The organism is Novosphingobium sp. SG751A (genome assembly GCF_013149295.1).
GTDB lineage: Bacteria > Pseudomonadota > Alphaproteobacteria > Sphingomonadales > Sphingomonadaceae > Novosphingobium.
This window is the reverse complement of sequence record NZ_JABGCB010000013.1, coordinates 154,910-178,686: the sequence shown is the minus strand read 5'-3', so window position 1 is coordinate 178,686 and position 23,777 is coordinate 154,910. Positions and strand designations below refer to the sequence as shown.

General features: G+C 63.0%; 18 protein-coding genes. 15 read left to right on the top strand and 3 right to left on the bottom strand.

The features are described from left to right. The first annotated feature begins 8 nt into the window (after positions 1-8). From FHW96_RS18205 to FHW96_RS18175, 7 genes are all read left to right on the top strand, one after another. The gene (locus FHW96_RS18205) at positions 9-686 is read left to right on the top strand and encodes a response regulator (RefSeq protein WP_172341993.1); all 678 of its coding nucleotides are present in this window, start codon (positions 9-11) and stop codon (positions 684-686) included. Beyond that, positions 683-1,741, top strand: a complete 1,059-nt coding sequence (locus tag FHW96_RS18200; RefSeq protein WP_172341992.1) for an ATP-binding protein — start codon at positions 683-685, stop codon at positions 1,739-1,741. Before FHW96_RS18205 ends, FHW96_RS18200 begins: the two co-directional genes overlap by 4 nt. A gap of 103 nt (positions 1,742-1,844) precedes the next feature. After that, entirely contained in the window at positions 1,845-2,441 is a 597-nt protein-coding gene (locus FHW96_RS18195) for an RNA polymerase sigma factor (protein ID WP_371815751.1), read from the top strand. Then, positions 2,438-3,385 carry a FecR family protein gene (locus FHW96_RS18190; protein WP_172341991.1) on the top strand — a complete coding sequence of 316 codons (948 nt, stop codon included), beginning with the start codon at positions 2,438-2,440 and terminating at the stop codon, positions 3,383-3,385. The genes FHW96_RS18195 and FHW96_RS18190 overlap by 4 nt, the downstream gene beginning before the upstream one ends. Before the next feature lie 103 nt (positions 3,386-3,488). Continuing rightward, the gene (locus FHW96_RS18185; protein WP_172341990.1) at positions 3,489-6,539 is read left to right on the top strand and encodes a TonB-dependent receptor; all 3,051 of its coding nucleotides are present in this window, start codon (positions 3,489-3,491) and stop codon (positions 6,537-6,539) included. Positions 6,540-6,654: 115 nt separating this feature from the next. Continuing rightward, positions 6,655-7,593 (top strand): alpha/beta hydrolase, encoded by a 939-nt coding sequence (locus FHW96_RS18180; protein ID WP_253951049.1) that lies wholly within the window; start codon positions 6,655-6,657, stop codon positions 7,591-7,593. 11 nt (positions 7,594-7,604) lie between these two features. After that, positions 7,605-8,687, top strand: a complete 1,083-nt coding sequence (locus FHW96_RS18175) for a pectinesterase family protein (protein WP_253951048.1) — start codon at positions 7,605-7,607, stop codon at positions 8,685-8,687. Here the strand turns inward: FHW96_RS18175 and FHW96_RS18170 are convergent. Then, positions 8,674-10,431 (bottom strand): tannase/feruloyl esterase family alpha/beta hydrolase, encoded by a 1,758-nt coding sequence (locus FHW96_RS18170; RefSeq protein WP_172341987.1) that lies wholly within the window; start codon positions 10,429-10,431, stop codon positions 8,674-8,676. The genes FHW96_RS18175 and FHW96_RS18170 overlap by 14 nt on opposite strands. Positions 10,432-10,562: 131 nt before the next feature. On the opposite strand from FHW96_RS18170, the gene FHW96_RS18165 reads away from it, so the two are divergent. Further along, the gene (locus FHW96_RS18165) at positions 10,563-10,979 is read left to right on the top strand and encodes a MarR family winged helix-turn-helix transcriptional regulator (RefSeq protein WP_172341986.1); all 417 of its coding nucleotides are present in this window, start codon (positions 10,563-10,565) and stop codon (positions 10,977-10,979) included. Between the two features lie 41 nt (positions 10,980-11,020). Here the strand turns inward: FHW96_RS18165 and FHW96_RS18160 are convergent, their stop codons facing one another. Then, complete coding sequence (locus FHW96_RS18160) at positions 11,021-13,219, bottom strand: TonB-dependent receptor (protein ID WP_172341985.1); 2,199 nt, start codon at positions 13,217-13,219, stop codon at positions 11,021-11,023. Positions 13,220-13,404: 185 nt separating this feature from the next. Between FHW96_RS18160 and FHW96_RS18155 the strand changes: the two genes are divergently transcribed. The 7 genes from FHW96_RS18155 to FHW96_RS18125 all read left to right on the top strand — a co-directional run bounded on the left by FHW96_RS18155 (position 13,405) and on the right by FHW96_RS18125 (position 22,806). Beyond that, the gene (locus FHW96_RS18155; RefSeq protein ID WP_172341984.1) at positions 13,405-14,313 is read left to right on the top strand and encodes a LysR family transcriptional regulator; all 909 of its coding nucleotides are present in this window, start codon (positions 13,405-13,407) and stop codon (positions 14,311-14,313) included. 68 nt (positions 14,314-14,381) lie between these two features. Next, entirely contained in the window at positions 14,382-15,653 is a 1,272-nt protein-coding gene (locus FHW96_RS18150) for a CitMHS family transporter (protein ID WP_172341983.1), read from the top strand. Next, the gene (locus tag FHW96_RS18145; protein ID WP_216650952.1) at positions 15,650-16,987 is read left to right on the top strand and encodes an acyclic terpene utilization AtuA family protein; all 1,338 of its coding nucleotides are present in this window, start codon (positions 15,650-15,652) and stop codon (positions 16,985-16,987) included. Before FHW96_RS18150 ends, FHW96_RS18145 begins: the two co-directional genes overlap by 4 nt. Before the next feature lies 1 nt (position 16,988). Next, positions 16,989-17,303 carry a hypothetical protein gene (locus tag FHW96_RS18140; RefSeq protein ID WP_172341981.1) on the top strand — a complete coding sequence of 105 codons (315 nt, stop codon included), beginning with the start codon at positions 16,989-16,991 and terminating at the stop codon, positions 17,301-17,303. A 4-nt stretch (positions 17,304-17,307) separates the two neighbouring features. Then, positions 17,308-19,263, top strand: a complete 1,956-nt coding sequence (locus FHW96_RS18135) for an alpha/beta hydrolase domain-containing protein (protein ID WP_172341980.1) — start codon at positions 17,308-17,310, stop codon at positions 19,261-19,263. A gap of 294 nt (positions 19,264-19,557) precedes the next feature. After that, positions 19,558-22,293, top strand: a complete 2,736-nt coding sequence (locus FHW96_RS18130) for a TonB-dependent siderophore receptor (protein ID WP_172341979.1) — start codon at positions 19,558-19,560, stop codon at positions 22,291-22,293. Between the two features lie 108 nt (positions 22,294-22,401). Next, positions 22,402-22,806 carry a heme-binding protein gene (locus FHW96_RS18125; RefSeq protein ID WP_172341978.1) on the top strand — a complete coding sequence of 135 codons (405 nt, stop codon included), beginning with the start codon at positions 22,402-22,404 and terminating at the stop codon, positions 22,804-22,806. Between the two features lie 20 nt (positions 22,807-22,826). On the opposite strand, the gene FHW96_RS18120 is transcribed toward FHW96_RS18125, so the two are convergent. Then, positions 22,827-23,711: an ADP-polyphosphate phosphotransferase gene (locus FHW96_RS18120; RefSeq protein ID WP_216650951.1), complete on the bottom strand. Its 885-nt coding sequence runs from the start codon at positions 23,709-23,711 to the stop codon at positions 22,827-22,829. Between the last annotated feature and the right edge of the window lie 66 nt (positions 23,712-23,777).

Here is a 23,777-nt window from a genome sequence, read left to right as displayed (position 1 = left end):
TGGGGGCCATGACAGCGCTTGCCCTGATTGCCGAAGACGATGGCGATATTGCCGATATCCTGCGCGCCTATCTGGAGCGTGAGGGGTTTCGCACGGTCCACGCGGGCGACGGGCGGGTGGCGCTCGATCTGCACCGGGCGCTGCGGCCCGATATCGTGCTGCTCGACGTGGGCATGCCGCATCTCGACGGCTGGGAAGTGTTGGCACAGATCCGGCGCGAGGCTGAAACGCCGGTCATCATGATCACTGCGCTGGATCAGGATATCGACAAATTGCAGGCGCTGCGCATCGGCGCGGATGATTATGTGGTCAAACCCTTCAACCCGGTCGAGGTTGTGGCGCGGCTGCGCGCGATCCTGCGGCGTAGCGGCGGCGCGGGCGGCGGCGCGGTGCTGCGCGTGGGGCAGGTGGAAATCGACACCGAGAGCCATATGGCGCGCGTCGAGGGTCGCGAAATTCCTCTGACGCTGACTGAATTTCGCCTGCTGGTGCATATGGCGCGCAATCCGCAGCGGGTGTTTTCGCGCGGCGATCTGGTCGATGCCTGCCTGCCCGGATCGGAAGCATTGGACCGCACGGTGGACAGCCATATCAGCAAACTGCGCCGTAAGCTGGAGGAGGCCGGGGTTTCGGGTATGCCGGCGGGCGTGCGCGGGGTCGGCTATCGCTTGGGATCGGGGGCGTGAAGGTGCGTTTTGACATTTCGCGCCATCTGACGCTGGCCATGGCGACAGTGGCGATTGCCACGGTGCTGTTCTCCTTCATCGTCTTTTACATCGTCTACACAATCGCCGTCTGGTGCGCGCCCAAACTGTTTCCGCCCGGCTTTTCGGCCATGCCCAATGGCTGGGATCTGGTCATCATGGGGGTGGTGACATGCATGGGCATCGGGCTTGGCGCGTGGATCGCAGCGGGCATGGCGCGCCATATCGTCGAACCGATGCATGCCGTTGGCCGCGCCGCGCGCGCGATTGCCGACGGCGATCTGACGGCCCGCGCTGCGCCGGAAATCGAGGCGGCGGGCGAGACGGCAACGCTGGTCGAGGACTTTAACGCGATGGCCGGGCGGCTGGAAAAAGCGGCGCATGACGCGATCAGTTGGAACGCGCAGATCGCCCATGAATTGCGCACGCCGCTCACCATTCTGAAGGGGCGGTTGCAGGGCGTGTCGGACGGTGTGTTTGTCATGGACGACATGCTGCTGCGCGGATTGCTGACGCAGGTCGATGGGCTGGCGCGGCTGGTCGAGGATCTGCGCTGCGTCAGCCTGGCCGACATCGGGCGGCTGGAACTGCAGGTTGGCGAGGTGGACCTGCGCTTGGGCCTTGAGGAATGGGCCGCGATGATGGCGCCCACGGTCGAGCGGGCGGGCTTCAGCCTGAGCGTCGAAAGTGCGCCGATCCGGGCAAGGGTGGATATGGCGCGCTTGCGTCAGGCGCTGCTGGCCCTGGTGGATAATGCGCTGCATTACGCCACCCCTTGCGCCTTGCGGCTGGTGGTGCGGCATCAGGAGCGGGGCGTGGCGATCCATCTGATCGATCATGGCCCCGGCGTGCCCCTCGATCAGCAGGCCGATCTGTTCCGCGTCTTTACCCGGGGCGCAGCCGCGCGCGAGGTTCATCGCACCGGATCGGGCCTCGGCCTTGCCGTGGTGCAGGCGATTGCCCATGCCCATGGCGGCGCGGCGCATTATCGCTGGCAGGATGGGCATTCGCATTTCATCGTCACACTGGGCGCCTGAAAATCCCCTAACGGAAAATAATTTGCCTCTGGCGCGAAGGATTTTGCGCGCCCATGTCTCTTATGCGGCCAAAGGGGGAAAACCCCGGCGACAGGGGGAGGGTGTGACGCAGGGCGAGGTGATCAACGCATTGGCGCGCAGGCGCATGCTGGCGGCATGGATGGCACGCGAAATCGTGCCGCATGAGGCCGGAATGCGGGCATGGCTGGCCCGTGCGCGGGTGTCGGCAGAGGATATTGATGAGCTTATGCAGGAAGCCTATTGCCAGATCGTTTCGCTGCCCAGTGTGGACCATATCACCGCGCCGCGTGCCTATTTCATGGCCAGCCTGCGCCACATGATGCTGCGCCGGATCAAACGGGCGCAGGTCGTGGTGCTGGACGCGATTGGCGAGATCGAGAACTGGCGCGACGAGAACATCATTTCACCCGAGGATGAGGCGGGCAGCCGGATCACGTGTCAGCGGGTGATGGCGATCATCGCCACCTTGCCCGAACGGTGCCGCCGCGTGGTGGAATTGCGCAAGATCGAAGGGTGGTCGCAAAAGGATATCGCGGCCCATCTGGGCATGAGCGAGAAGGCGGTGGAAAAGCAGGTCTGGGTGGGCGTGCGCGCCATCCGCGCCGCATGGGCCAATGCCGAGGCACAGAGCGCCCAGCGCATGGATCAGACCGAATTTAGCGCGGGGCGTGGCCGATGAATCCGGCGCTGGAGCATGACCACGATATGGCCGCCCGCTTTGTCGCGCGGATGGATGGCGAGAGCTGGAGCGAGGCCGATGAGGCCGAATTGCAGCTCTGGCTGGACGGCGGCGCGGGGCGCGAGGGCCTGTTGCTTCAGATCCATGCAGCATGGGTAGCGGCAACGCCGGTGGCGCAGGAGGAAGTTGTCGAGGAAGCCCCGGCGGCCCCTGCTTTCTGGCGGCGGCGCGGTTTTTTGGGGGCGATGGCGGCCTCGGTCGCGGCGGTGGTGGGGGCAGGGCGCTGGCTCGACGCGCGCAGCAGTTTTGCCACGCGCGTGGGCGAGATTCGCCGCGTGCCGCTGGCCGATGGCAGTGTGATGACGATCAATTCGGGCTCCGAGCTGACCGTGCGCATGGCGAAGAGCAGCCGCGAGATCGAGATCGCCCAGGGCGAGGCATGGTTCGATGTGGCCAAGGATGCCGCGCGGCCGTTTACCGTGGCGGCGGGCAAGGTGCGCGCCCGCGCGGTCGGCACCGCCTTTTCGGTGCGGCGGCGCGAGACGGGGGTCGAGGTGCTGGTGACTGAGGGCGTGGTGGAAAGCTGGTCCGAGGAGGATGAGAGCCTGCGCCTGCGTCTTGTGGCGGGTGAGCGGGCTTTGCTGAGCGATACCGCCGTGGTTCATCATGAAAGCGACCGGGCATCAGCGGTGGATCGCTCGCTGGCGTGGCGCAGCGGGATGATTGATCTGAACGGCACCAGCCTGAGCGAGGCAGCGGATGAGTTTAACCGCTATAATCAGCGACAGATCATCATCGCGGACTCTGCTGTGGCCGATGAGCAGTTCGACGGATTGTTTCGCATCAATGATCCGCAAGGTTTTGCCGAGGCGGTCAAGGCCAGTTTGAATGTGGGGATCGATGAGAGCGATCCGCGCGTGATCCGTTTGGTGAAATCGAAATAATGAATGGAGAGTGAATTTTTTGGCGAAGGATTTTTATTCGCCATGTCTCTTTAAGGCTGCTGACAAAAGCGAGCCATGAAGGCGGGATATTCGGGAGGGATTGATGATGCATTCCACTATGCGTGGAGTTTTTCTTGCGTCGAGCGCGATGGTGGTGCTGGCCGCGATGCCGGCCCATGCTGCGGGCCAGACGCGCCAGTTCGCCATCGAGGCGCAATCGGCCACCACGGCCATCGGAGCGCTGGGCCATCAGGGTGACGTTCAGATCATCGCCCCGCGCAAATTCACGCAAAGCGTGCGCACCAATGCCGTGCGCGGCGATATGACGGTGGACGAGGCGCTGGGACGGATGCTGGCGGGCACCGGATTGGTGGCGCAGCAGATCGGGCCTCATTCCTACGCGATCACCGCCCGCCCGGTTTCGGTCAGTTCGGGGCCTGCGCTGCAACCGGTGCGCGCGGTATCAGTCCACCCGGGGCCTGCGCTGATGACCGGCGAGCGCACCGCCATGGCCGAGACCGCGCCGATGGCGGCCGAGCCTTTGTCCGCGCCTGATGAGGCGCCCGCCGCCGACATTATCGTCAAAGGCTTTCGCCGCACGCTGATGAAGGCGCAGGACATCAAGCGCTCGGCGGTGAACCTGACCGAGAGCATTGTGGCCGAGGATATGGCCAAGATGCCCGACCTCAACCTGTCGGAATCGATCCAGCGCCTGCCGGGCGTGGCCATCACTCGCGAGGGCGGCGAGGGGCGCAACATCACCCTGCGCGGCTTTTCGCCCGATTTCACCCGCACGACCCTGAACGGCATGGAGGTGCCCGCCAGCTCTGACGGGCTGGATTCGGGCGGGTTTACGCTGAACGCCGGGCGCGCCTTCGACTTCCACGTCTTCGCTTCGGAATTGTTCAACCGGATCGATGTCAGCAAGACACAGCGCGCCTCGATCGAGGAGGGCGGGATTGCCGGGACGGTCGATCTCTATTCGGCCAAGCCTTTCGATTTCAAAGGTTTTCACTTTGTCGCCAGTGGTCAGGGCGGCTATAATACGATGACCCGCCAGATCGACCCGCGCATGACGGTGATGGTGTCGAACACCTTTGCCGATGACCGGATCGGCGTGCTGGTTTCGGCGGCCTATTCCAAGCGGACCGTCTATCAGGAAGGCTTTTCCAGCGTGCGCTGGACATCGCCCTATATCAACGGCGACAGTTGGGCCAACAGCAACCCCACCGTCACCGGCACACCCGCCCCATGCGGCGCGGCCAAGGCCACCGATTGCCTTTGGGCGCCGCGCCTGCCGCGTGCGGATTTCTTCGGCAACGACCAAAAGCGTTTGGGCATCACCGGATCGCTGCAATTCAAGCCGACCGACCGGATGCTGATCAGCTTTGATGTGCTTTATTCGCAGCTCGACAATGATCGCTACAGCTATAATTCAATGGAATGGCTGCTGACCCATGGCACGCCGGGCAATTTCGTGGGCCAGACGCCTCTGTCCTTCACCGTCGCGCCCGATGGCAAGCAACTGGTGGCCGCATCCTTCAATGATGTGACCTCATGGTATGAAAGCCGTCACCAGACCTCGCTGTCGAAATTCCAGCAATACGTACTGTCGGGCGACTATCGCTTTTCCGACAAGCTGAAGTTTGACGCCATGGCAGGGACCGCGCGCGATGCGGCGGATCGTACCGAATTGCGCTTCTATGCGCGTTCGACCCCGCATTATTATTCCTATGATTACACCGCCAACCCGGACGTGGCAAAGGTCAGCTACGGCAGCTATGACCCCAATAACACTGCAAATTATATCAATGCTTTGACGGCGGCAAACCGGCTCAACAATGTGGTGAAGGACAATTTCACCAGCAAGGCCAACCTGACCTATACCGACAACAAGTTCAACGCCAAGATCGGCGTGGCCTTCAACCGTCGCATGGTGCGCTACAGCGAGGCACAGGGCGATCTGCCCAGCTTTGCCCCGTCCTCCTATATGGAGGCCTTCCCGATCGGCCATTTCGGCGATGGCGTGGTGTCGGGCGGGCTGCCCACCTTTGCGGTGATGAATTTCGACGCCATTGCGCGCTCGGGCCTGATTTCCTCCAACTATACCGACAATACCGGCGCGGGCTGGACCGTGATCGAAAAGACCATGGGCGGTTATGGTGAAGTGAACGGTGAGTTTGACATTGCCGGGATGACGCTGCGCGCCAATGCGGGCGCGCGTTATGTGCGCACCGATCTGACCTCGCGCGCGGTCATTGCCGGGTCGCCGGTTCAGGTCGAGCGTTCCTATGGCAACTTCCTGCCCGCGGCCAATCTGGTGCTGAACATCACGCCCGATTTTCTTGCGCGCTTTTCCTATGCCCGTTCGATGACGCGGCCGGGCCTGTCCTCACTCAATATCGCCAGCCCGACCTTTGAATATACCACGCGCACGGTGGGCAATCTGGGCAATCCGGAATTGAAGCCCTATCAATCCAATGACTTCGACGTCAATTTCGAATGGTATTTCGGCAAGGGCGGGTTGATCGCGGTGGGCGCGTTCAAGAAGGACATCGTCACCTCGCTGACCAATTCGGTGGTGACCAAGGCGGTGCCGCAGGAATTCTGGGCCGCGATCTATGCCGATCCGCGTTACAGCGCGTCCTATCAGGCCGATCCGGCCAAGGTGCCCTATACGTTCTATACTACGGTCAATGCGCCGGGGGGCAACAGCGTGAAGGGGCTGGAAGTCACGCTCAACGTGCCTTTCACCTTCCTCAAGGGCTGGTGGTCGAATTTCGGCGTGGCCTCGAACTATACTTATGTATCGGCGCGGGATTCGACGGGGCTTTCGCCCAATTCGTATAATTTCACCGGCTATTATGACACCGGTAAACTTGGCGTTCGTCTCTCGATCAACAAGCGTGACGATTATCTGCTGAGCCAGCCGGGCGGCAACGGCCATGTGCAGGAGCGCAAATATGGGCCCACGCAGGTGGACTTCTCGGCCTATTACAACCTGACCAAGCGGCTGAGCCTGAATGTTCAGGGCATCAACATCACCAACGAAAAAGAGCGCATTTACGGTACCGGCGACGGCACCCAATATCTGACGCGGGAATACAGCAAGACCGGCGCGCAGTGGTTTGTCGGCGCGCGCTATCAGTTCTGAACTTTTTGTCCGGATATGACTCCCAAATACTCCCATATCCGGGCATCAAAGGGGACCGCCGGCGCGCGTTGCGTCGGCGGTCCCCGCTTTCATGAGCAGCATCAGGAGAAGTCTGTTGCGTTTTGACACCGGTTTCCTTCTGCTGGCCTGCGCGGCTTTCGCCTCGCCCATTCAGGCGCATGAGGTCGATGAAAGCTACAGCATCGCTCGCCGCTTTGCCCAATATGGCGCGCAATATCCCGGCGTCGCTTGGCCCGCGATCCAGCCGCAAACCGGGCAGCAGATCCTGCCCGACCGCGTGTATAAGACGATGGGCGAGCGCGATCTGCTGATCGACATTTTCCGCCCGGCCAAGTTCCGTTCGCGCGGGATCGGCATCGTGCTGGTCCATGGCGGCGCATGGCGTTCGGGCGCGCGCAGCCATTTTTACCCCATCGCCAATCTGTTGGTCCAACGCGGGCTTACGGTGTTCATACCCCAATACCGCCTCTCGCCCGAGGCGCCCTATCCGGCGGGCGCACAGGATATTCACGATGCGATGATCTGGGCGCAGGATCATGCCAAAGACTATGGTCTGCGGCCCGACCGCATCGCGCTGGGTGGGGCCTCGTCGGGTGGGCAACTGGCCTCGCTGGTGGCCTATGGCGATGGGATGTTCGGGGCGGGAGGGCACCCTCACGCGCTGATCGACATGGACGGCGTGCTGGATTTCACCACGCCCGAGGCACTGAAATATGAAAATGCCGCCGGGGCCGGGTCCTCGGCTGCCAAATGGCTGGGCGGATCGTTTGAACAGGCCCCTGACCGCTGGCGCGAGGCGAGCGCGGCATCCCATGTCGGCCCCCATTCGCCGCCCACGCTGATCATCAGCAGCGGCAACCCGCGTTTTACCGCCGGCAAGGACAAGGTGCTGGCCGAACTGGCACGGCATAAGATCCCCGCCCAATGGTACGCCTTCCCCAAGGCGCCGCATGATATCTGGTTCTTTGATCCTTACCTGACCACCACCGCCGACCAAATCGCCGCCTTCCTGCAATCGCTGTCCCAACGTTGAAAGATATGCCGATGCTTGCTCCGCTTCTGCTCGCCGCCATGGCCGCCCCGACGCAATATGAAGTGCGGCCCACCTGCGGCGCGACCCCTGCACCCTGCTATACACGCATCCAATCCGCCCTGGACGCCGCCGCGCGCGATAAGAGCGAGCGCTGGATCACCATCCGCGTGGCGCCGGGCGATTATCATGAAAAGCCGGTGATCGCCCGGCCCCGCTTGGCGTTGATCGGTACGGACAGGGCCAAGACCCGCATCCACTTCGGCGCGGTGGCGCAAACGGCCAAGGATTACCACCGCAACGGTTGGGGGACGCCTGGTTCGGCCACGCTGACCATTGATGCCGACGAGGTTGAGGTGCGCGGTATCACCATTGAAAACACTTATGACTATCTGGCCAATGATCGCATTGCCTATGGCGATCCGGCGCGCATCGGCAATCCGCAGGCCGCCGCCGTCCTGTTCGACATCCATGCCGACCGGGTCCTGATGCGCGGCGTGGCGATGTTGGGCTATCAGGACACAGTTTTCACCAATGGCGGGCGGGCGCTGGTGCAGGACAGTCTGATCGCGGGCAATATCGACTTTATTTTCGGCAATGGCCAGATGCTGATCGAACATAGCGAGATCCGCAGCCGCCCCCGCGCCCAGCCGCCTGGCCCTGATGGGTTCCAGTCCTATGTCGCCGCTCCCTCGACGCCCTTGTCGCAGACCACGGGCATTGTGTTCTATGCCTCGCGCCTGACCCGCGAGGCGGGCGTTCCCGATGGCGCGGTGGCGCTGGGGCGGCCATGGCATCCCACCACGCGCTTTGCCGATGGGCGCTATGCCGATCCCTCGGCGGTGGGCATGGCGCTTTACATTGACTGCGTGATGGATCGCCATATCCATGCCGAGCGCTGGACCACGATGAACGGCACCTCGCGCGATGGGGCCATGGCCACGGTGTTCCGCCCGCAGGATTCGCGCTTTGGCGAGGTGGGTTCGCGTGGCCCCGGCGCGCAAGGCAAGGGCGTGGCCATCGCATGGAAAAACGAGCGGACCTATGCCCAGATCCGCTCGCAATTCCTATCCGGCTGGACGCTTACTGGCAAGTAAAGGCGCTCGCCTTTTCGCTGTCCTGACCCGTGCGATGGGGCCGCGCGGGGAAGGGGCAGAGCAGCCGTTCACGGCCCGGCCATGGGGTTTCGGGTCCGGCCGTGGCGGTGATCGCGCCGGGCTTCACACCCTTTTCGCGCCATGCGACGAGCGCCGAGAAAATGTCGAAGCGATCAGTTGCCGGGCCGCCGCGCCCGTGGTTCATCCCCGGCACGGCGTAGAATTGCACGAAGCGACCCGCCTTGCCCTTCTCCCGCTTGTTCACCCTATCGAGCCAGCGCATCGTATCCAGCACCGAAAACACCGGATCGCTGACGCCGTGGAACAGGATGATCTTGCCGCCGCGCTTGGTAAACGGATCAAGGTTGGTGGCATCGGCATGCATGAAATCGACCGGGGCTTCGTTCAGCGCGCCCCACTTCACATGGGCTGCGGCATAGGCCTCGTCGATATTCGCGCTCAAGGCATAGCGGGTGAGCGAAGTCACATCATCGGCCACATCGAGCGGGGGCGAGCGGAACACCGCCGAATTGGACGGCGCGCCAAGGCGCAGCAGCGCGCCATTGTTCACATCCGAGGCGTAGCCGCCCATCTTCCAGATCCGCCAGCCCTGCGTCACGCCTTGCGCGGTTTTGGCCCCGATCCCGGCGTCCCATGCCCAATCGGAATAGACCGGCGTGCCGTCCTTGGTCAGCGGGCCGCCCATCACGCGGCGCATCGCGGCAATCTGCATCGGCAAGAGACAGGCGGCGGTCTTGGCGGCCATATTGTCGCTTTTGCAGGCGATCTTCATCATTTCGGGCATCACGCGCTCGGTGGTACAGGCGGTGAAATGCTCGATCATCCCGTCCTTCGTGCCGTCCAGCGCGTCGCAGGCATTGAGGATCGCGCCCTGCGCCAACAGGATGTCCTCATCGCTCATCGCCTTGTTGACCAGCGGCAGGCCATCCGCGCCGATCTGGCCCATGGCCTTGGCCACCGCGCCAAACGCCTGCCCATCCCACAATTGCGCGATCGAAGCATGGGCCAGATGGAACCCCGGATAGCCGATCAGCGCGGCGTCAAATTCGCCCGGAAAGCGCTGGACCGCCATCATCGCTTCTTGCCCGCCCTTGGACCCGCCGACGAAATAGGTGAAGGCCGCCGCCCGGCCATAATAGGCGCGGATCAGCGCCTTGCCCGCGCGCGCCACCGGGCCGATATAGCCAAAGCCGTAGTTGTGGCGGGCGATGGCGTCATGGCCGAAAGTCACCACACCTTGCCGCGCGGGATCATTGTTTACCGCATTATCATGGCCCGAATCCGATGACACCACCGCATAGCCTTTGGACAGAGCCGTCACGCCGGGCTGGCTGGAAAATCCGCCGTTGGCATCGCCCAGAAAGCCATCCGATCCGCCGCCGCCCTGAAACACAAACCGCCCGTTCCAGTCCGTGGGCAGGCGCAGGTGAAACTTGATCGCATAGGTCTGGCCATTGGCGCCCTGCCGCTCCTGCATCTTGCCGATGATCTCGCAGTGCGCCGGCATGGCGGCGGCAGGCGGCATCGGGCCATTGCCGCGCGCTTCTGCCGGACTGGCCTCGCGCAGGGTGGCCAGCGTGATCACGCTCGAACGGTCGGGCATCGCCGCCTTGGCCAGCGCCGCGCAATCGGTGGCCGCATTGTTGGCCGCGTGGGCTACGCCGCTGCTTCCCGCAAACAGGATGGCCAGCGCGAGGGCATGGTGGGTGGTGGGCAAATTCATGACCGATCCTCTCTTATGCGTTGCGTCTTTTTGCGTTGTGGGGTGAATTATGCAGAATAACATAGCATGCGCCAGCGCGGTTTTGTATCGCATGGCACACAAGCGCCCCGAAAGGCGCCATTGGGGGCCTGATGGACAATCCTTTAAGCAATTTTCCCGGCTATTTGCTGCGCCGAGCCTCCAAAAGCCGGATGGTTCAGCTCTCGCAACATCTCGAACCGCTGGGCGTGGGCATATCGGAGGGTTCGATCCTCGTGCTGGTCGGCCGTAATCCCGGGATCTCGCAGGCCGAATGCGGGCGGATGCTCTCGATAAAGCGGCCCAACCTCAACCCGATCATCCGCCGCTTCATCGACCGTGATCTGATCGTCAGCACCAAGGGGCAGGGGCGCATCCAATGCCTGACTCTGAGCGAGAGCGGCAAGGCGCTGGTCGAGCGGATCATGGCCGAATTTGAAGCGCAGGAGGCGCGCATCTATGAGGCGGTGCCCGAACATCTGCGCGATGAACTGGTGCCTTTGCTGCGCGCCCTCTGGTGCCCTGAATAAGTTCCCCGGCAGGCCGCCTGACCTGCCGGGAATACCCATGATCAGAACTTCTTGGTCACGCGCACGCCATATTCGCGCGGCGCGCCATAGAGTTCGTTGCGCCCGCTCTGGCCCGCCACATAGAACTTGTTCGCCAGATTGGTGCCGTAGATTTCACCCTTCCAGGTGCCCTTGTCCAGCGTGATGCTGCCCTGCCACAGGCCGCGCGCATTGATGAGGTCGGTGCCGGTCTGATAGGTGGGATAGGCCCATTGCGAACCGATATAGGAGTAGCCGATGCGCGGGGTGACGACCACATCATCGCCCACCTCGATGCGATAGGATGCCGCCAGGTTCCAAGTCCACTTCGGGCTGTAAAGGTTCGAACCGCCGCTGGTGGTCACGCTGGTGCCGGTATAGTCGAAACAGCGCGCCGAATTGCTGCCGTTGCACTGGGGGAAGCCGTTGGAGGCGGCGGGCACCAGCCACTTGTTGATCAGCGTAAAGCCCGAAAGGCTGCTGTCGACATAGGACAGGCCGCCGTCGATCGAGAGGGCATTGACCTTGGCCTGGAAGCTGGCCTCAAAGCCCTTGATTTCCGAATTGGCCAGATTGACCACGCCGTTCTGACCCGACACCGGATTGGTCACGTCCATCTGGAAGTTGTTATACTTCATATAGAACGCGCCGATCTGCGTGCGCAGGTGACGGTTGAACAGGGTGGATTTCCAGCCCGCTTCGTAATCCATCACAGTTTCGGGGGCAAAGGTACCGGTGGGCGGGTTGATGCCGCCGTTCTTGTAACCGCGCGCGACAAAGGCATAGATCAGATTGTCGGCGTCGGGCTTGTAGTTCAGCGCGATCTTGCCCGTGGCGCGGCCGTCGCTTTCATGGCCGGTCTGGGGGGCAAGGACGGTGGCGCCTACCGGCGGATCGCCGATGATCATGGCCATCGTGCTGCCCGCCGCCGCGCTGTAAACCGCGTTCGAGCCGGTCACTTCAAAGCGCGAATAGCGCAGGCCCGCATCCACCGAGAGCTTGTCGGTCAGCTGATAGGTCGCCTGACCAAAGGCGCCCAGCAGCAGCTTGCTGGTGTTGGGATGGGGCAGCGTGGTGAAATTGCCGCCGCTGCTGTTCCAGTTGCGCAGGTCCACCTTGTTGCGCTGGGCATAGCCGCCGATGACATATTTGAACTTGCCCGTATCGGGCGAGATGATGTTGATTTCCTGACTGTAAACGCGCTCGCGCACATTGTTGCCGCCCGCCAGCAGGCTGATCGAGGTGGCGTCGGTGTCGCTCACGGCGGCCAGACGCTTGTTCTGATAGGCGGTGAGTGAGCGCAGCGTCAGGCCACCGGCAAACTCATACTTCAACTCCAGCACCGTGGCAAAAGAGCGCTCGAAATTCGAGACCGGCGTGTTGAAGCTGACCGTGAAGGGCGTGTTGGTGCGGCCCGCCACGGCGGAATTGTTGGTGAGGCTGGTGTTGATCGGCTGCAGGGCAAAGCCGCCGGTCTTGCGCTGGGTTGCCTCGACCTTCACATTGGCCTGAAACCCGCCCGACTTGTAAAGCGCCTGAATGCGCCCGTCGATTTCAGCAAGGCGTTCGGGCTGGTTGTTCGCCGGGCCGACATCCTTGAACCAGGCGTCATGCTGGTTGAACAGGCCCGATGCGCGCACGGCAAACTTCTCGCCAAACGGCAGGTTGATCGCGCCATTCACGCCGACATTGTTGTAATTGCCGTAATTGCCCGAAACATAGCCGCTGGTTTCGCCCAGCTTGGGGCGCTGGGTGGTCAGGTAAATCGCGCCGCCGGTAGAATTGGCGCCCGACAGCGTGCCCTGCGGGCCGCGCAGCACTTCGGCGCCGGCCATGTCATAAAACTGGCCGTTCGACACGATGGGGGGCTGGAACACGCCGTCAATATAGGTGGCCACGCCATTGGTCACCTGGGGCGAACCCGAGGCCAGACCGATGCCGCGAATGTTGAACGAGTCAGTCACGCCCGAGCGCGAGATCGTCAGGCCCGGCGCGGCGGTCTGAAGGTCAATCGCGCGGGTGATCTTCTTGTCCACCAGCGCATCGCCCGAAAGAGCGGTCACCGCAATATTGACGTTCTGAACGTTTTCGCGGCGGCGCTGCGCGGTGACGACAATGTCCTTGTCAGGATTTTCGGCGCCTGCCGGCTGGTCTGCGGCAAAGGCGGGCGTGGCGGCCAGCAAAGCGGAGGCGAGCCACGGGGCGACGCGGTTGATCTTCATATGTCCTCTCCAGGTTCCCGGCGCGTTTGGGCGCCTCATGAGTTATGTTGTATAACATTACAGTTTCGCCGCAACCGTGCGATGGTATCACTCGCTATGATAGGTGTGCGGATGTGCCTTTTACGCCACAGTCGATAAAAGGCCGATTGATTGGCAAAATGGCATGATCGGTCTAATCTATACCCATGTCACGCACCCCCAGCCTTTCCAGCCTCCGCCTCTTCCTCCAGGTCGCCCGCTCGCTCAGTTTCAGCGAGACCGCGCGCATGGCCAACCTCTCGCAGCCCGCGCTCAGCCGCACGATCAAGCTGCTGGAGGAGGATCTGGGCGTGCGCCTGTTCGACCGCAATTCGCGCAATGTGCGCCTCTCCAGCGCCGGGGCGGCCCTATTGCCCACGGTCGAGCGCCTGACCGGCGATTTCGATCAGGCGTTCCGCGAATTGAAGCAGACCTTTGAAGGACAGAGGGGGCGCGTGGTGGTGGGCGCTTTGCCATCGGTGGCGGCGAACCTGTTGCCCCGCGTCATCGCGCGCTTTCGCCAGAGCCACCCCCATGTCGAGATCATCCTCCGCGAGAATCTCACCTCTGGCCTGTATCAGAGCCTTCAGGACCGGATGATCGACTTTGCCATTTCCATCGAGCCCAATGCTCAGGCCGAGATCGACTTTATGCCGATGCTGGAGGATGCCTGCGTGCTGGTGTGCCACGCGCGCGATGCGGGGGCGATTCCCGATCCCGCGCCATGGTCTGTGTTCCGCGACATGCCCTTTATCGGCATGGAGCCGCGCAGCAGCGTGCGCATGCTGACCGACGCTGCCTTTGCCCGCGCCGATATTGTCACGCCTGCGCTGTTTGAATGTTCGCAACTGGCCACGGTGGGCGGGTTGATCGCGGCGGGGCTGGGCATTTCACTTTTGCCGCAATCGACGCTGCCCTTGCTGACCAATAATGCCGACATCGCATGGCGCGCGATGCAGCCGCCGCTGGCCTCGCGCCGGATCGGCGTGTCGCGCATGGTGGGGCGCACGCTGTCTCCGGCGGCGCAGGCCTTTCTCGATGAATTGATGCGTCTGGATTATGGAAAGATAGAATAAGTCGAATTGTTGCATCAATACAATTGCGGCATGGTGGCGCGGCAAAATAATTCAAAGGCGAGAGGATCATGCTTGAAACCGTGGCTGCGGCCACCATTCTGGGCCTGCTGGCCGCGATCCTGTCGCAACGTGTCTCGCCGCTGGTCGCGCTGATTCTGGCGCCGGTGCTGGGCGCTCTGGCGATTGGCGCGGGCGTGCATATACCCGCCTATATGATCGCGGGCATCACGCGGATCGCGCCGGTGGCGGGCATGTTCGTCTTTGCCATCCTGTTCTTCGGCCTGCTGGGCGATGCGGGCGTGCTAAAACCGCTGGTCTCGGGCGTGCTGCGCGCGGTGGGCAAAGACCCTAAGCGGATCACGGTGGGCACGGCCCTGCTGGCGCTGGTGATCCATCTCGATGGTTCGGGGGCGGTGTGTTTCCTCATCACCATTCCGGCGCTGCGGCCGCTGTATGACGAATTGGGCATGGACCGGCGCGTGCTGGCCTGCACCGCCTCGATGGCGGCGGGGGTCAATTTCCTCCCATGGACCGGGCCGACCATCCGCGCCGGATCGGCGCTGAAACTGCCGGTGAGTACGATTTTCACGCCGATGATCGGGGTGCAACTGGCAGGGCTGGCCTTCGTCTTTGCCGTCGCATGGTGGCTGGGCCTGCGCGAGGAGCGCCGCCTTGGCCTGACGCCTGCGCGCGCTTCTGCCCCGGTCGATCCGGTGCCTTTGCCGCGCTTCTTCTGGATCAACACCCTGCTGGCGCTGATCGTGGTGGGGGTGATGGTTTCGGGCAAGGTCGAGCCGGTGGTGGTCTTCATGATCGGCACGGCGCTGGTGCTGCTGCTGAACTTTCCCGCCCCCGTGATCCAGCGCGAACGGATCGAATCCCACGCGGGCGCTGCACTGCAAATGGTGGGCGTGCTGATGGCGGCGGGCGTGTTCACCGGCATCATGAATGAAAGCGGGATGATAAAGGCCATCGCCAGCGCGGCCGCAGGCCATATGCCTGCCGCGCTGGGGCCGCATCTGCCCCCGGTGGTGGCGGTGCTGTCCATGCCGCTCAGCCTGATTTTCGACCCCGACAGTTTCTATTTTGGCGTCCTGCCCGTGCTGGCCGAGGTCGCCAGCCATTTCGGCCTGCCCCCGGTGCAGGTCGCGCAGGCCGCGCTGCTGGGCCAGATGACCACCGGTTTCCCGGTCAGCCCGCTGACGCCTGCCACCTTCCTTGTTGCCGGCCTGTCGGGGGTCGAACTGGCCGCGCATCAACGCTTTGCCATTCCATGGCTGTTTGCCGCCTCGCTGGTGATGACAGTCGCCGCGCTTGTTCTGGGAGTTTTCAGCCTGTGACCCGTTCGACCTTGCGCATTGGCGCCGGCGCCGGATTTTCGGGGGATCGCATCGAACCTGCGCTCGATCTGATCGAGCATGGGGATCTTGATTACCTCGCCTTTGAATGCCTTGCCGAACGCACCATCGGTCTGGCGCAGGCCGCGCGCGCAGCTGATCCTCAGGCCGGTTTCGACCCTTTGCTTGAAGCGCGGATGCGCCGCGCCCTGCCGCTGGCCGCGCCGCGCGGGGTGCGGATCGTGACCAATATGGGCGCGGCCAACACTTTGGGCGCGGCGCGAAAAGTAACTGAAATTGCGCGAGAACTTGGCCTATCCGGCTATCGCACTGCGGCGGTGACGGGCGATGATGTGCTCGATCTGGTGCTGGCGGGCGACTATCCGCTGATTGACCGCCCCGGCACCAGCCGCGATCTGGGCGGTGCCATCGTCTCGGCCAATGCCTATCTGGGTGCGCAGGGCATCGTCATGGCGCTGGAGCAGGGGGCCGATACGGTGATCACCGGGCGGGTCTGCGATCCGGCGCTGTTTCTGGGGCCGCTGGCGCATGAACTGGGCTGGTCGTTCGACGATCACGCGATGATGGGGCAGGGCACGGTGATCGGCCATCTGCTCGAATGCGCTGGGCAGGTGTGCGGCGGCTATTTCGCCGATCCGGGGGTCAAGGACGTGCCTGATTTGGCCCGCCTGGGCTTTCCCTATGCCGATGTGGCCCGCGATGGCGGCGCGGTTCTGGGCAAGCTGGCAGGTAGCGGGGGGCGGATCGACACGGCCACGGTCAAGGAGCAATTGCTCTATGAAATCCTCGACCCCGCCGCCTATTTGCAGGCCGATGTCAGCGCGGATTTCCGCCATGTGCGGATTGAACAGACGGGCCCTGACCGGGTGCGCGTATCGGGCGGCATGGGCCGCGCGGCGCCTGACAAACTCAAAGTCTCCATCGCCTATCACGACGGCTATGTGGGTGAGGGGCAGATTTCCTATGCCGGTCCCGGCGCGGCGGCACGCGGTCGTCTGGCCATCGAGATTATCCGCGAACGCCTGAAGATCATCGGGGCGCAGGTCGAGGAATTGCGTTGCGATTTGATCGGCATGGATGCGGTGGATCGGCGCGGGGCCGGGGGCGAACCGGCCGAGGTGCGCGTGCGCATCGCCGCGCGCGCGTCTTGCGCCAACAGTGCCCATGCCATCGGGGCCGAGGTCGAGGCGCTCTACACCAACGGCCCGATGGGCGGGGGCGGCGTTACGCGATCGGTGCGTCAGGTGCTGGCGGTGGCCTCGACGCTGATCGCGCGCGAACTGGTCCAGCCGCGCGTCCATCTGGAGATTGCCTGATATGGCCGAAATTCTGCGCGACATTGCCCATGTGCGCACGGGCGACAAGGGCGATATTTCGCAAATCGCCATCTTTGCCCTGCGCGATGCGGATTATCCCCGCTTGTTGGCCGCCGTGACGCCGGAGCGTGTGGCCGCGCATTTGCCTGGCCTGATGCCCCGCGCGATCCGGCGCTATGAATTGCCCGCGCTGGGGGCGGTCAATCTGGTGCTGGAGGGGGCGCTGCAGGGCGGCGTCACCCGTTCCCTCTCGCTCGACGCGCATGGCAAGACGCTGGGTGCGCAATTGCTCGATCTTTCCCTTTTGCCGGAGTGATCCGATGATGAAGCCTCTGCGTTATGCGCTTTTGGGCGCCACGATGTTTATGTCCCATGGCGCCGACGCGCGCCTGACCCGGATCGAGGTGGAAAAGACCGCGCCCGACAAGCCGGGCTATGAAACGATCAGCGGGCGTTTTTATGGCGAGGTTTCGCCAGGCGATCCGCATAACACGATCATCACCGACATCGCCGCCGCCCCGCGCAATGCGCGCGGTATGGTCGAGTATTCGGCCACCTTTGCCATCACGCGGCCTTTGGCGGGCAGCGATACGCTGTTTTATGATGTGCCTAATCGCGGCAATATCCTGCGCGATCCCGATCCGATGGGCTTTGTCCGCGTGGTTTCGGGCTGGCAGGGCGATTTGCCGGAGGATGCCGGATTGCAGACCGCCCGCGTGCCGGTTGCAAAGGGGCTGACCGGGCCGGTGCTGGCGCGTTTTGTCGATATGCCTGCGGGCGTCGCCAGCCTGGCGATCACCGGCAGCATTGGCCGCCCCACGCCGCGCCCGCTGCCGGTCTCGCTGGATACGACCAAGGCGCGGTTGATGCGGCTGAAGGGCGACAGCGCGCCGCTGGAAACGATCAAGCCTGCCGATTGGGCCTTTGCCGATTGCCGGACGGCGCCTTTCCCCGGCACGCCCGATCCGGCGCGGATTTGTCTGCGCGGCGGGTTTGATCCGAAATTCGCCTATACGCTGGCCTATGAAGGCAAGGACCCGCTGGTGCTGGGCCTTGGCTTTGCCGCGACGCGCGATCTGGTCGCCTTCTTGCGCCATGCCGACAAGGATGATGCGGGCCACCCCAATCCGGCGGGCAAGATCGCCTATGCCATCGCCAGCGGCACGTCGCAGTCGGGCAATTATGTGCGCACCTTCGTTCATCTGGGCTTTAACGCGGATGAGGCGGGGCGCCGGGTGTTTGACGGGGTGAACCCCAATATTGCCGCGCGTCAGGTGCCGCTCAACCTGCGCTTTGGCGTGCCGGGCGGGGCAGCGGGCCTGTTTGAGCCGGGCAGCGAGGGGACGTTGTGGTGGACGCGCTATAATGACAAGGCGCGTGGGCGCGGCGTGTCGAGTTTCCTCGACCGCTGCCATGCCAGCGACACTTGCCCCAAGGTGGCGGAGACTTTCGGTTCGGCCGAATTCTGGGGCCTGCGCATGTCGCCCGGTTTGATCGGGACGGATGGGCGCGCCGATCTGCCTTTGCCGCCCGAGGTGCGCCGTTATTATTTCCCCGGCACCACCCATGGCGGATCCTATGCGGGCGGTTTCCCGGTGGGCGGCGATCCCACCCCTCCGGGATGCGCGCTGCCGGGCAATGCGGTCTCCTCGATGGAGAGCCTGCGCGCGGCGCAGATGATGCTGGTGGCATGGGTGCGCGAAGGCAAGGCGCCGCTGCCCAGCAGCTATCCCACGCTGAAGGGCGGCGATCTGGTGGCGGCCAATGCCCGGGCGATGGGGTGGCCCGCAATTGCGGGCGCGCCGGTGCCCGATGGCAAGCTCAACTCGCTGCTCAACTATGATTTTGGGCCGGGCTATAAAACTTATGACACCAGCGGCGTGATCGGCATGCAGCCTCCGCGCGTGCTGGGCGCTTTGCCGCAGCGGGTGCCGCGGGTGAACGCCGACGGCAATGAGACCTCCGGCGTTCCGGCGGTGGCCTTGCAGGTGCCGCTGGGCAGCCATCTGGGCTGGAATGTGAAGGCGGTAGGCTATGAGGCGGGCGGGGGTTGCGGCTTTGCCGGGGGCTTCATCCCCTTTGCCCGGACCAAGGCGGAAAGGCTGGCCAAGCATGATCCGCGCCTCTCGCTGGAGGAGCGCTATCACGACCACGCCGGTTTTGTGGCGGCCGTGCGCAAGGCCGTGGCGAGACAGCAGGCGGCGGGATGGCTGCTGTCGGCCGATGCGGAAAAGCTGATCGCGCAGGCAGAGGCGAGCAAGGTGCTGACCGACTGAGCCTTTCGCCGGATGGGATGGATGGGGCCATCGCGCAGACTTTGCGCGGTGGCCTTTTTCTTGGGGTTTTGCCGGATTTGATAACCCAGACGCATCAATCAATCAGAATATTATATTTCCGTTCTTGAACCAATTTCGCCATGTTCAACCGCAGAAATTGGACAACCCCGCCGAAGGGGATCAGGGACCAAGAGGCTGTCAAAAGGAATGGGATCGCGCTGCTTTTCGGCGCGCTGGCCCGTGCCCGATTGCATTCTCGCCCCTCTCGGCGCGGTGTGCAGGGAGGGCGATATCATGAATTCTTCGACAAGAGCGCTTTTGCTCGGCGGGCTTTCGGGCCTGGCATTGGCGGGCATGCCCGCGATGGCGCAAAGCGCGCCTGAAACCAAGCCGCAGGAAATTATCGTTACCGGGTCCTATCTCGGCAATGTGCGGCAGGAGGATCGCGCCTCGCCCATCGTTTCGGTGGACAGCAAGGCGCTGGAAAAGACCGGCGTGGCTTCGATCGGCGACCTCACGCGCTTTATCCCGCAGAATGTCGGCAGTACGGGCGGTATGCAGGATCTGCAAAAGGGCGGGGCGGACACGCGCGATACGCGCTCGGCCAATCTGCGCGGGCTGGGGTCGGGGGCGACGCTGGTGCTGCTCAACGGCCGCCGCGTGACGCCGCAGGCAGGCGATGGCTATGTCAACTTGAACTCGCTGACGCCCGATATTGCTGTCAACCGGGTGGAAACGGTGCTGGATGGCGCCTCGTCCACCTATGGCGCGGATGCGGTGGCGGGCGTGTTCAACCTGATCACCAACACCAAATTCACCGGCGTCAAAATGTCGGCGCAATATATCAGCATGGACAAAAGCCCTGCGTGGAATGTTCAGGCGATGGTCGGCCTTGGCAATGACCGCATCCACAGCGTGTTTTCGGCCTCCTATCGTTTTCAGGACAATCTGCAAAACGGCGACCGTGCGGTCACCAATTTCTTCAACGCCTCGACCACCGGCTATCCGGGCCGCTTTGTCCTCTATGGCCGCCCGCAGACCAGCACCGGCGGCAATGTCATCATCAACGGCAACAATTACACCGCGCTTTATGATGCGAACAAGGCGGCCAACGGCACGCTGACCGTGGTGGACCCCAATTGCGGCGCGCCGGGCACGTCGAGCCTCTATCTGCCCACCGGCGGCGCCAGTTTCGGGCTTGGCAATTGCGCCTATTCCTATCAGGCGCAAAACCCGATCCGGCCCCAGTCCAAGAGCCTGAACATCCACAATGACACGACTTTCGAGGTCGCGCCCGGCCATACGATCTATGCCGAACTGAGCTATTACCATCAGGATTCAAGCCGTTACGGCGTGCCTTCCTATGCCCAGACGCATAATGGCGCGACCCCGCCGCTGATGCCCGCCAGCAATCCGTACAATCCCTTTGGCGTGACCATCGGCTTCCTTGGTCGCGCGATTGGTGTGCAGGGTTTTGCCGGAACCTATCAGTACCGCGTGATGCGCGACACCGTGGATCAGCAGCACTATGTGCTTGGCGCGCGGGGCAAACTGTTCAACGACTGGAAATATGCCGTTTCGGCCACCTATTCGGGCAGCCATACGATTGCCCGCGACAAAGACACCGACATGAACCTGTTTCAGGCCGCGCTGAACGGTTATGGCGGGCCCAACTGCAACATCCGCTTTAACGGCGCAGGCTCTGGCGCGGCGGCGGGCGTGGGCAATTGCCTCTATTACAGCCCGTTCCAGTCGGACAATGCCAAGCAGGACGCCTCGCTGCTCTATAACCTGCAAACCGATGAATTTTCCGACTATAAGAACGAATATTTCGTCGGCGAGGCGGTGGCCAACGGCTCGCTGGTGACGATCAACGGACACAGTCTTGACGTTGCCGTGGGCGTTCAGGCCCGCAAGGAAAAGTCGCGCGGGATCTATTCAGACCTGCTGCTTTCCGGCTTTGGCGGTTTCATTGGTCCGGCCCGCAACTATTCCTATACGCGCAATGTGAAAAGCGCCTTTGTCGAGGCCAATTACGAGGTGATCGACGGGCTGAACGTCAATGCGGCGGCGCGTTATGAGGATTACGGCGGCTTCAGCTCCACCGCGCCCAAGCTGGCGGTCAACTGGCGCGTGATGCCCCAGATCTCGCTGCGCGGTTCGATGAGCCGCGCGTTTCAAGCCCCCGCGATTGCCAACAGCTCGAATGCTCTGATCAGCACCGGCGTGGGCAATATCACCGACCCCAAGGACGGCACCACCACGTTCCGCACCATCGCCACCTATGGCAACCCGAACCTGAAGCCCCAGACGGCGGATGTGTTCAACTTTGGCGCGACCTTCCTGCCGGTGCCCAAGATGCGCCTGTCGGTCGATTTCTGGCAGTTCAAATATAACAACCAGATCCAGACGCAGGGCGCGCAGGCCGTCATCAGCGCCAATCCGAACTCGAGTGCGGTGATCCGCGACACGACGACCGGTTCGGCCCAGACCATCAACGTCACCAGCTTTAACGCGACCAGCGGCACCAAGACTTCGGGCATCGACGTTGCCGCGCAATATGGGTTCAGCGTTGGGCCTGTTCAGGTGACACTGCGCGATGCGGTGACCTATCTGCTCAAATATGACATCGACACGGGCAGCGTGGTCTATGACGGCATCGGCTATCGCAATGCCTTCAACCAGTCGCCCGGTTCGGCCTCGGCCGCGCCCCGCTGGCGCAGCGTGGCGGGCGCGGATTTCGCCTATGGCACCCATGATCTCTCGATCACATGGCGCTATACGTCCGGCGTGCTGGACGATTACGGGCTGAACCTTGGCGCCGCGCCCACCGACCGGATCAAGGCTTTCTCGGTGTTCGATGTGCAATATACCAAGAGCTTTGGCGCCGATGATCGCTTCAGCTTTACCGCAGGCATGATCAACGCTTTCGATACGGCGCCCGGTTTTGCCAAGTTCAACGGCTATCTGCCTTCGATCTCGGACCCCTTCGGGCGTCAGATCTATGCTAGGGTGAGCGCAAAGTTCTGATCGGATGATGGGCGCGGGAGAATATCCCGCGCCCCTTTTCGTCTCTGGTGCTTCGGGCGCGGTGTGGTAAGCGCCCCGCCGCAACACCAGAAACGGACTACTCCCCCCATGAAAACCAAGCACACTCTTGAAACCGCCGATGTAAAGGCGATCCTTGCCGCCGCCGAGGCCGAAGCCCTTGCCAACGGCTGGGCGGTGTCGATTGCGGTGGTGGATGATGGCGGCCATCTGCTGGGCCAGCTGCGCCTCGACGGCGCCTCGGCCAGTACCGCGCATATGGCGCCTGCCAAGGCCGTGACTTCGATCATGGGCCGCCGCGAGAGTAAGGTTTACGAGGATCTGATCCTCAACGGCCGCGTCTCGATGCTGACGGCGCCGGCCTTGCAGGCGATGCTCGAAGGTGGCGTGCCGATTGTGGTCGATGGCGATTTCGTCGGCGCGGTGGGCGTGTCTGGCGTCAAATCGGAACAGGATGTTCAGATCGCGCGCGCCGGGATTGCCGCGATCCTGTGATGATTGCTCCGGCCGGGGGGCTATTCCCCCTCGGCCAGCAATTGCGCGCGGATCGCCTGCAACTGCCCGCGCTTTTCCAGCGAGATTTCCGGATATTCCGGGCGCAGCCCCTCCAGCGCGTCCAGCACGATCTGAGAAACGATCAGCCGGGCGTTTTCCTTGTCATCGGCGGGCACGACATACCACGGTGCCTCCTTGGTGCTGGTCGCCTCGATGCAGGCCTCATAGGCGCGGCGATAGTCTTTCCAGAACTTGCGCTCCTCGATATCGGCCGGGGTCAGCTTCCAGTTCTTGTGCGGCTCCTCAATGCGCGCCAGAAAGCGCTGGCGCTGCTCCTCCTTGGAGACATGGAGGAAGATCTTGACGATCCGTGTACCGTTGACATGCAGATGCCGCTCGAAATCGCGGATCGAGCGATAGCGCTCATGCCACAGCTCGTCGCCCGGCGCGCCATCGGGGCCGATTTCGTCGCGCAGGCTCTTGGCGTGGACCTTCACCACCAGAACGCTTTCGTAATAGGATCGGTTGAAGATCGCGATCTCGCCGCGCCCCGGCAATTTGCCGACCGCGCGCCACAGGAAATCATGCTCCAGTTCGGTGTCGCTGGGCCGTTTGAAGGCAAAGACTCCGCACCCCTGCGGCCCCACGCCCGACATGACATGGCGGATCACTCCATCCTTGCCCGCCGCATCCATCGCCTGAAAGATGATCAGCAGGCCATGGGCATTGGCGGCATAGTGGCGCTGTTGCAGATCGGAGAGGCGGGTGACATGGTCGGCCAGAATCGCTTCGTAATCGGTCTTTGATTCATAGACGGGCCTGACATGAGTCTTGCGCTTTTTCAGGTCCACCGCCTTGCCCTCGGGAATGCGATAGGTTTTCAGGGCGATTTCCATGGCTTCCATTCTCCGGGCCTGCGAGGGTTTCCTCTATGCGCCCGCAAATCGCGCGGGGAAAGGATGATCGTCACA

Excerpts from the sequence above, each read along its gene's own strand:
- FHW96_RS18165 (WP_172341986.1), top strand. The coding sequence starts at position 10,563 with ATGGACAATCCTTTAAGCAATTTTCCCGGCTATTTGCTGCGCCGAGCC.
- FHW96_RS18135 (WP_172341980.1), top strand. The coding sequence starts at position 17,308 with ATGATGAAGCCTCTGCGTTATGCGCTTTTGGGCGCCACGATGTTTATG.
- FHW96_RS18175 (WP_253951048.1), top strand. The coding sequence starts at position 7,605 with ATGCTTGCTCCGCTTCTGCTCGCCGCCATGGCCGCCCCGACGCAATAT.
- FHW96_RS18150 (WP_172341983.1), top strand. The coding sequence starts at position 14,382 with ATGCTTGAAACCGTGGCTGCGGCCACCATTCTGGGCCTGCTGGCCGCG.
- FHW96_RS18170 (WP_172341987.1), bottom strand. The coding sequence starts at position 10,431 with ATGAATTTGCCCACCACCCACCATGCCCTCGCGCTGGCCATCCTGTTT.
- FHW96_RS18130 (WP_172341979.1), top strand. The coding sequence starts at position 19,558 with ATGAATTCTTCGACAAGAGCGCTTTTGCTCGGCGGGCTTTCGGGCCTG.
- FHW96_RS18120 (WP_216650951.1), bottom strand. The coding sequence starts at position 23,711 with ATGGAAGCCATGGAAATCGCCCTGAAAACCTATCGCATTCCCGAGGGC.
- FHW96_RS18140 (WP_172341981.1), top strand. The coding sequence starts at position 16,989 with ATGGCCGAAATTCTGCGCGACATTGCCCATGTGCGCACGGGCGACAAG.
- FHW96_RS18125 (WP_172341978.1), top strand. The coding sequence starts at position 22,402 with ATGAAAACCAAGCACACTCTTGAAACCGCCGATGTAAAGGCGATCCTT.
- FHW96_RS18190 (WP_172341991.1), top strand. The coding sequence starts at position 2,438 with ATGAATCCGGCGCTGGAGCATGACCACGATATGGCCGCCCGCTTTGTC.
- FHW96_RS18185 (WP_172341990.1), top strand. The coding sequence starts at position 3,489 with ATGATGCATTCCACTATGCGTGGAGTTTTTCTTGCGTCGAGCGCGATG.
- FHW96_RS18205 (WP_172341993.1), top strand. The coding sequence starts at position 9 with ATGACAGCGCTTGCCCTGATTGCCGAAGACGATGGCGATATTGCCGAT.
- FHW96_RS18160 (WP_172341985.1), bottom strand. The coding sequence starts at position 13,219 with ATGAAGATCAACCGCGTCGCCCCGTGGCTCGCCTCCGCTTTGCTGGCC.
- FHW96_RS18155 (WP_172341984.1), top strand. The coding sequence starts at position 13,405 with ATGTCACGCACCCCCAGCCTTTCCAGCCTCCGCCTCTTCCTCCAGGTC.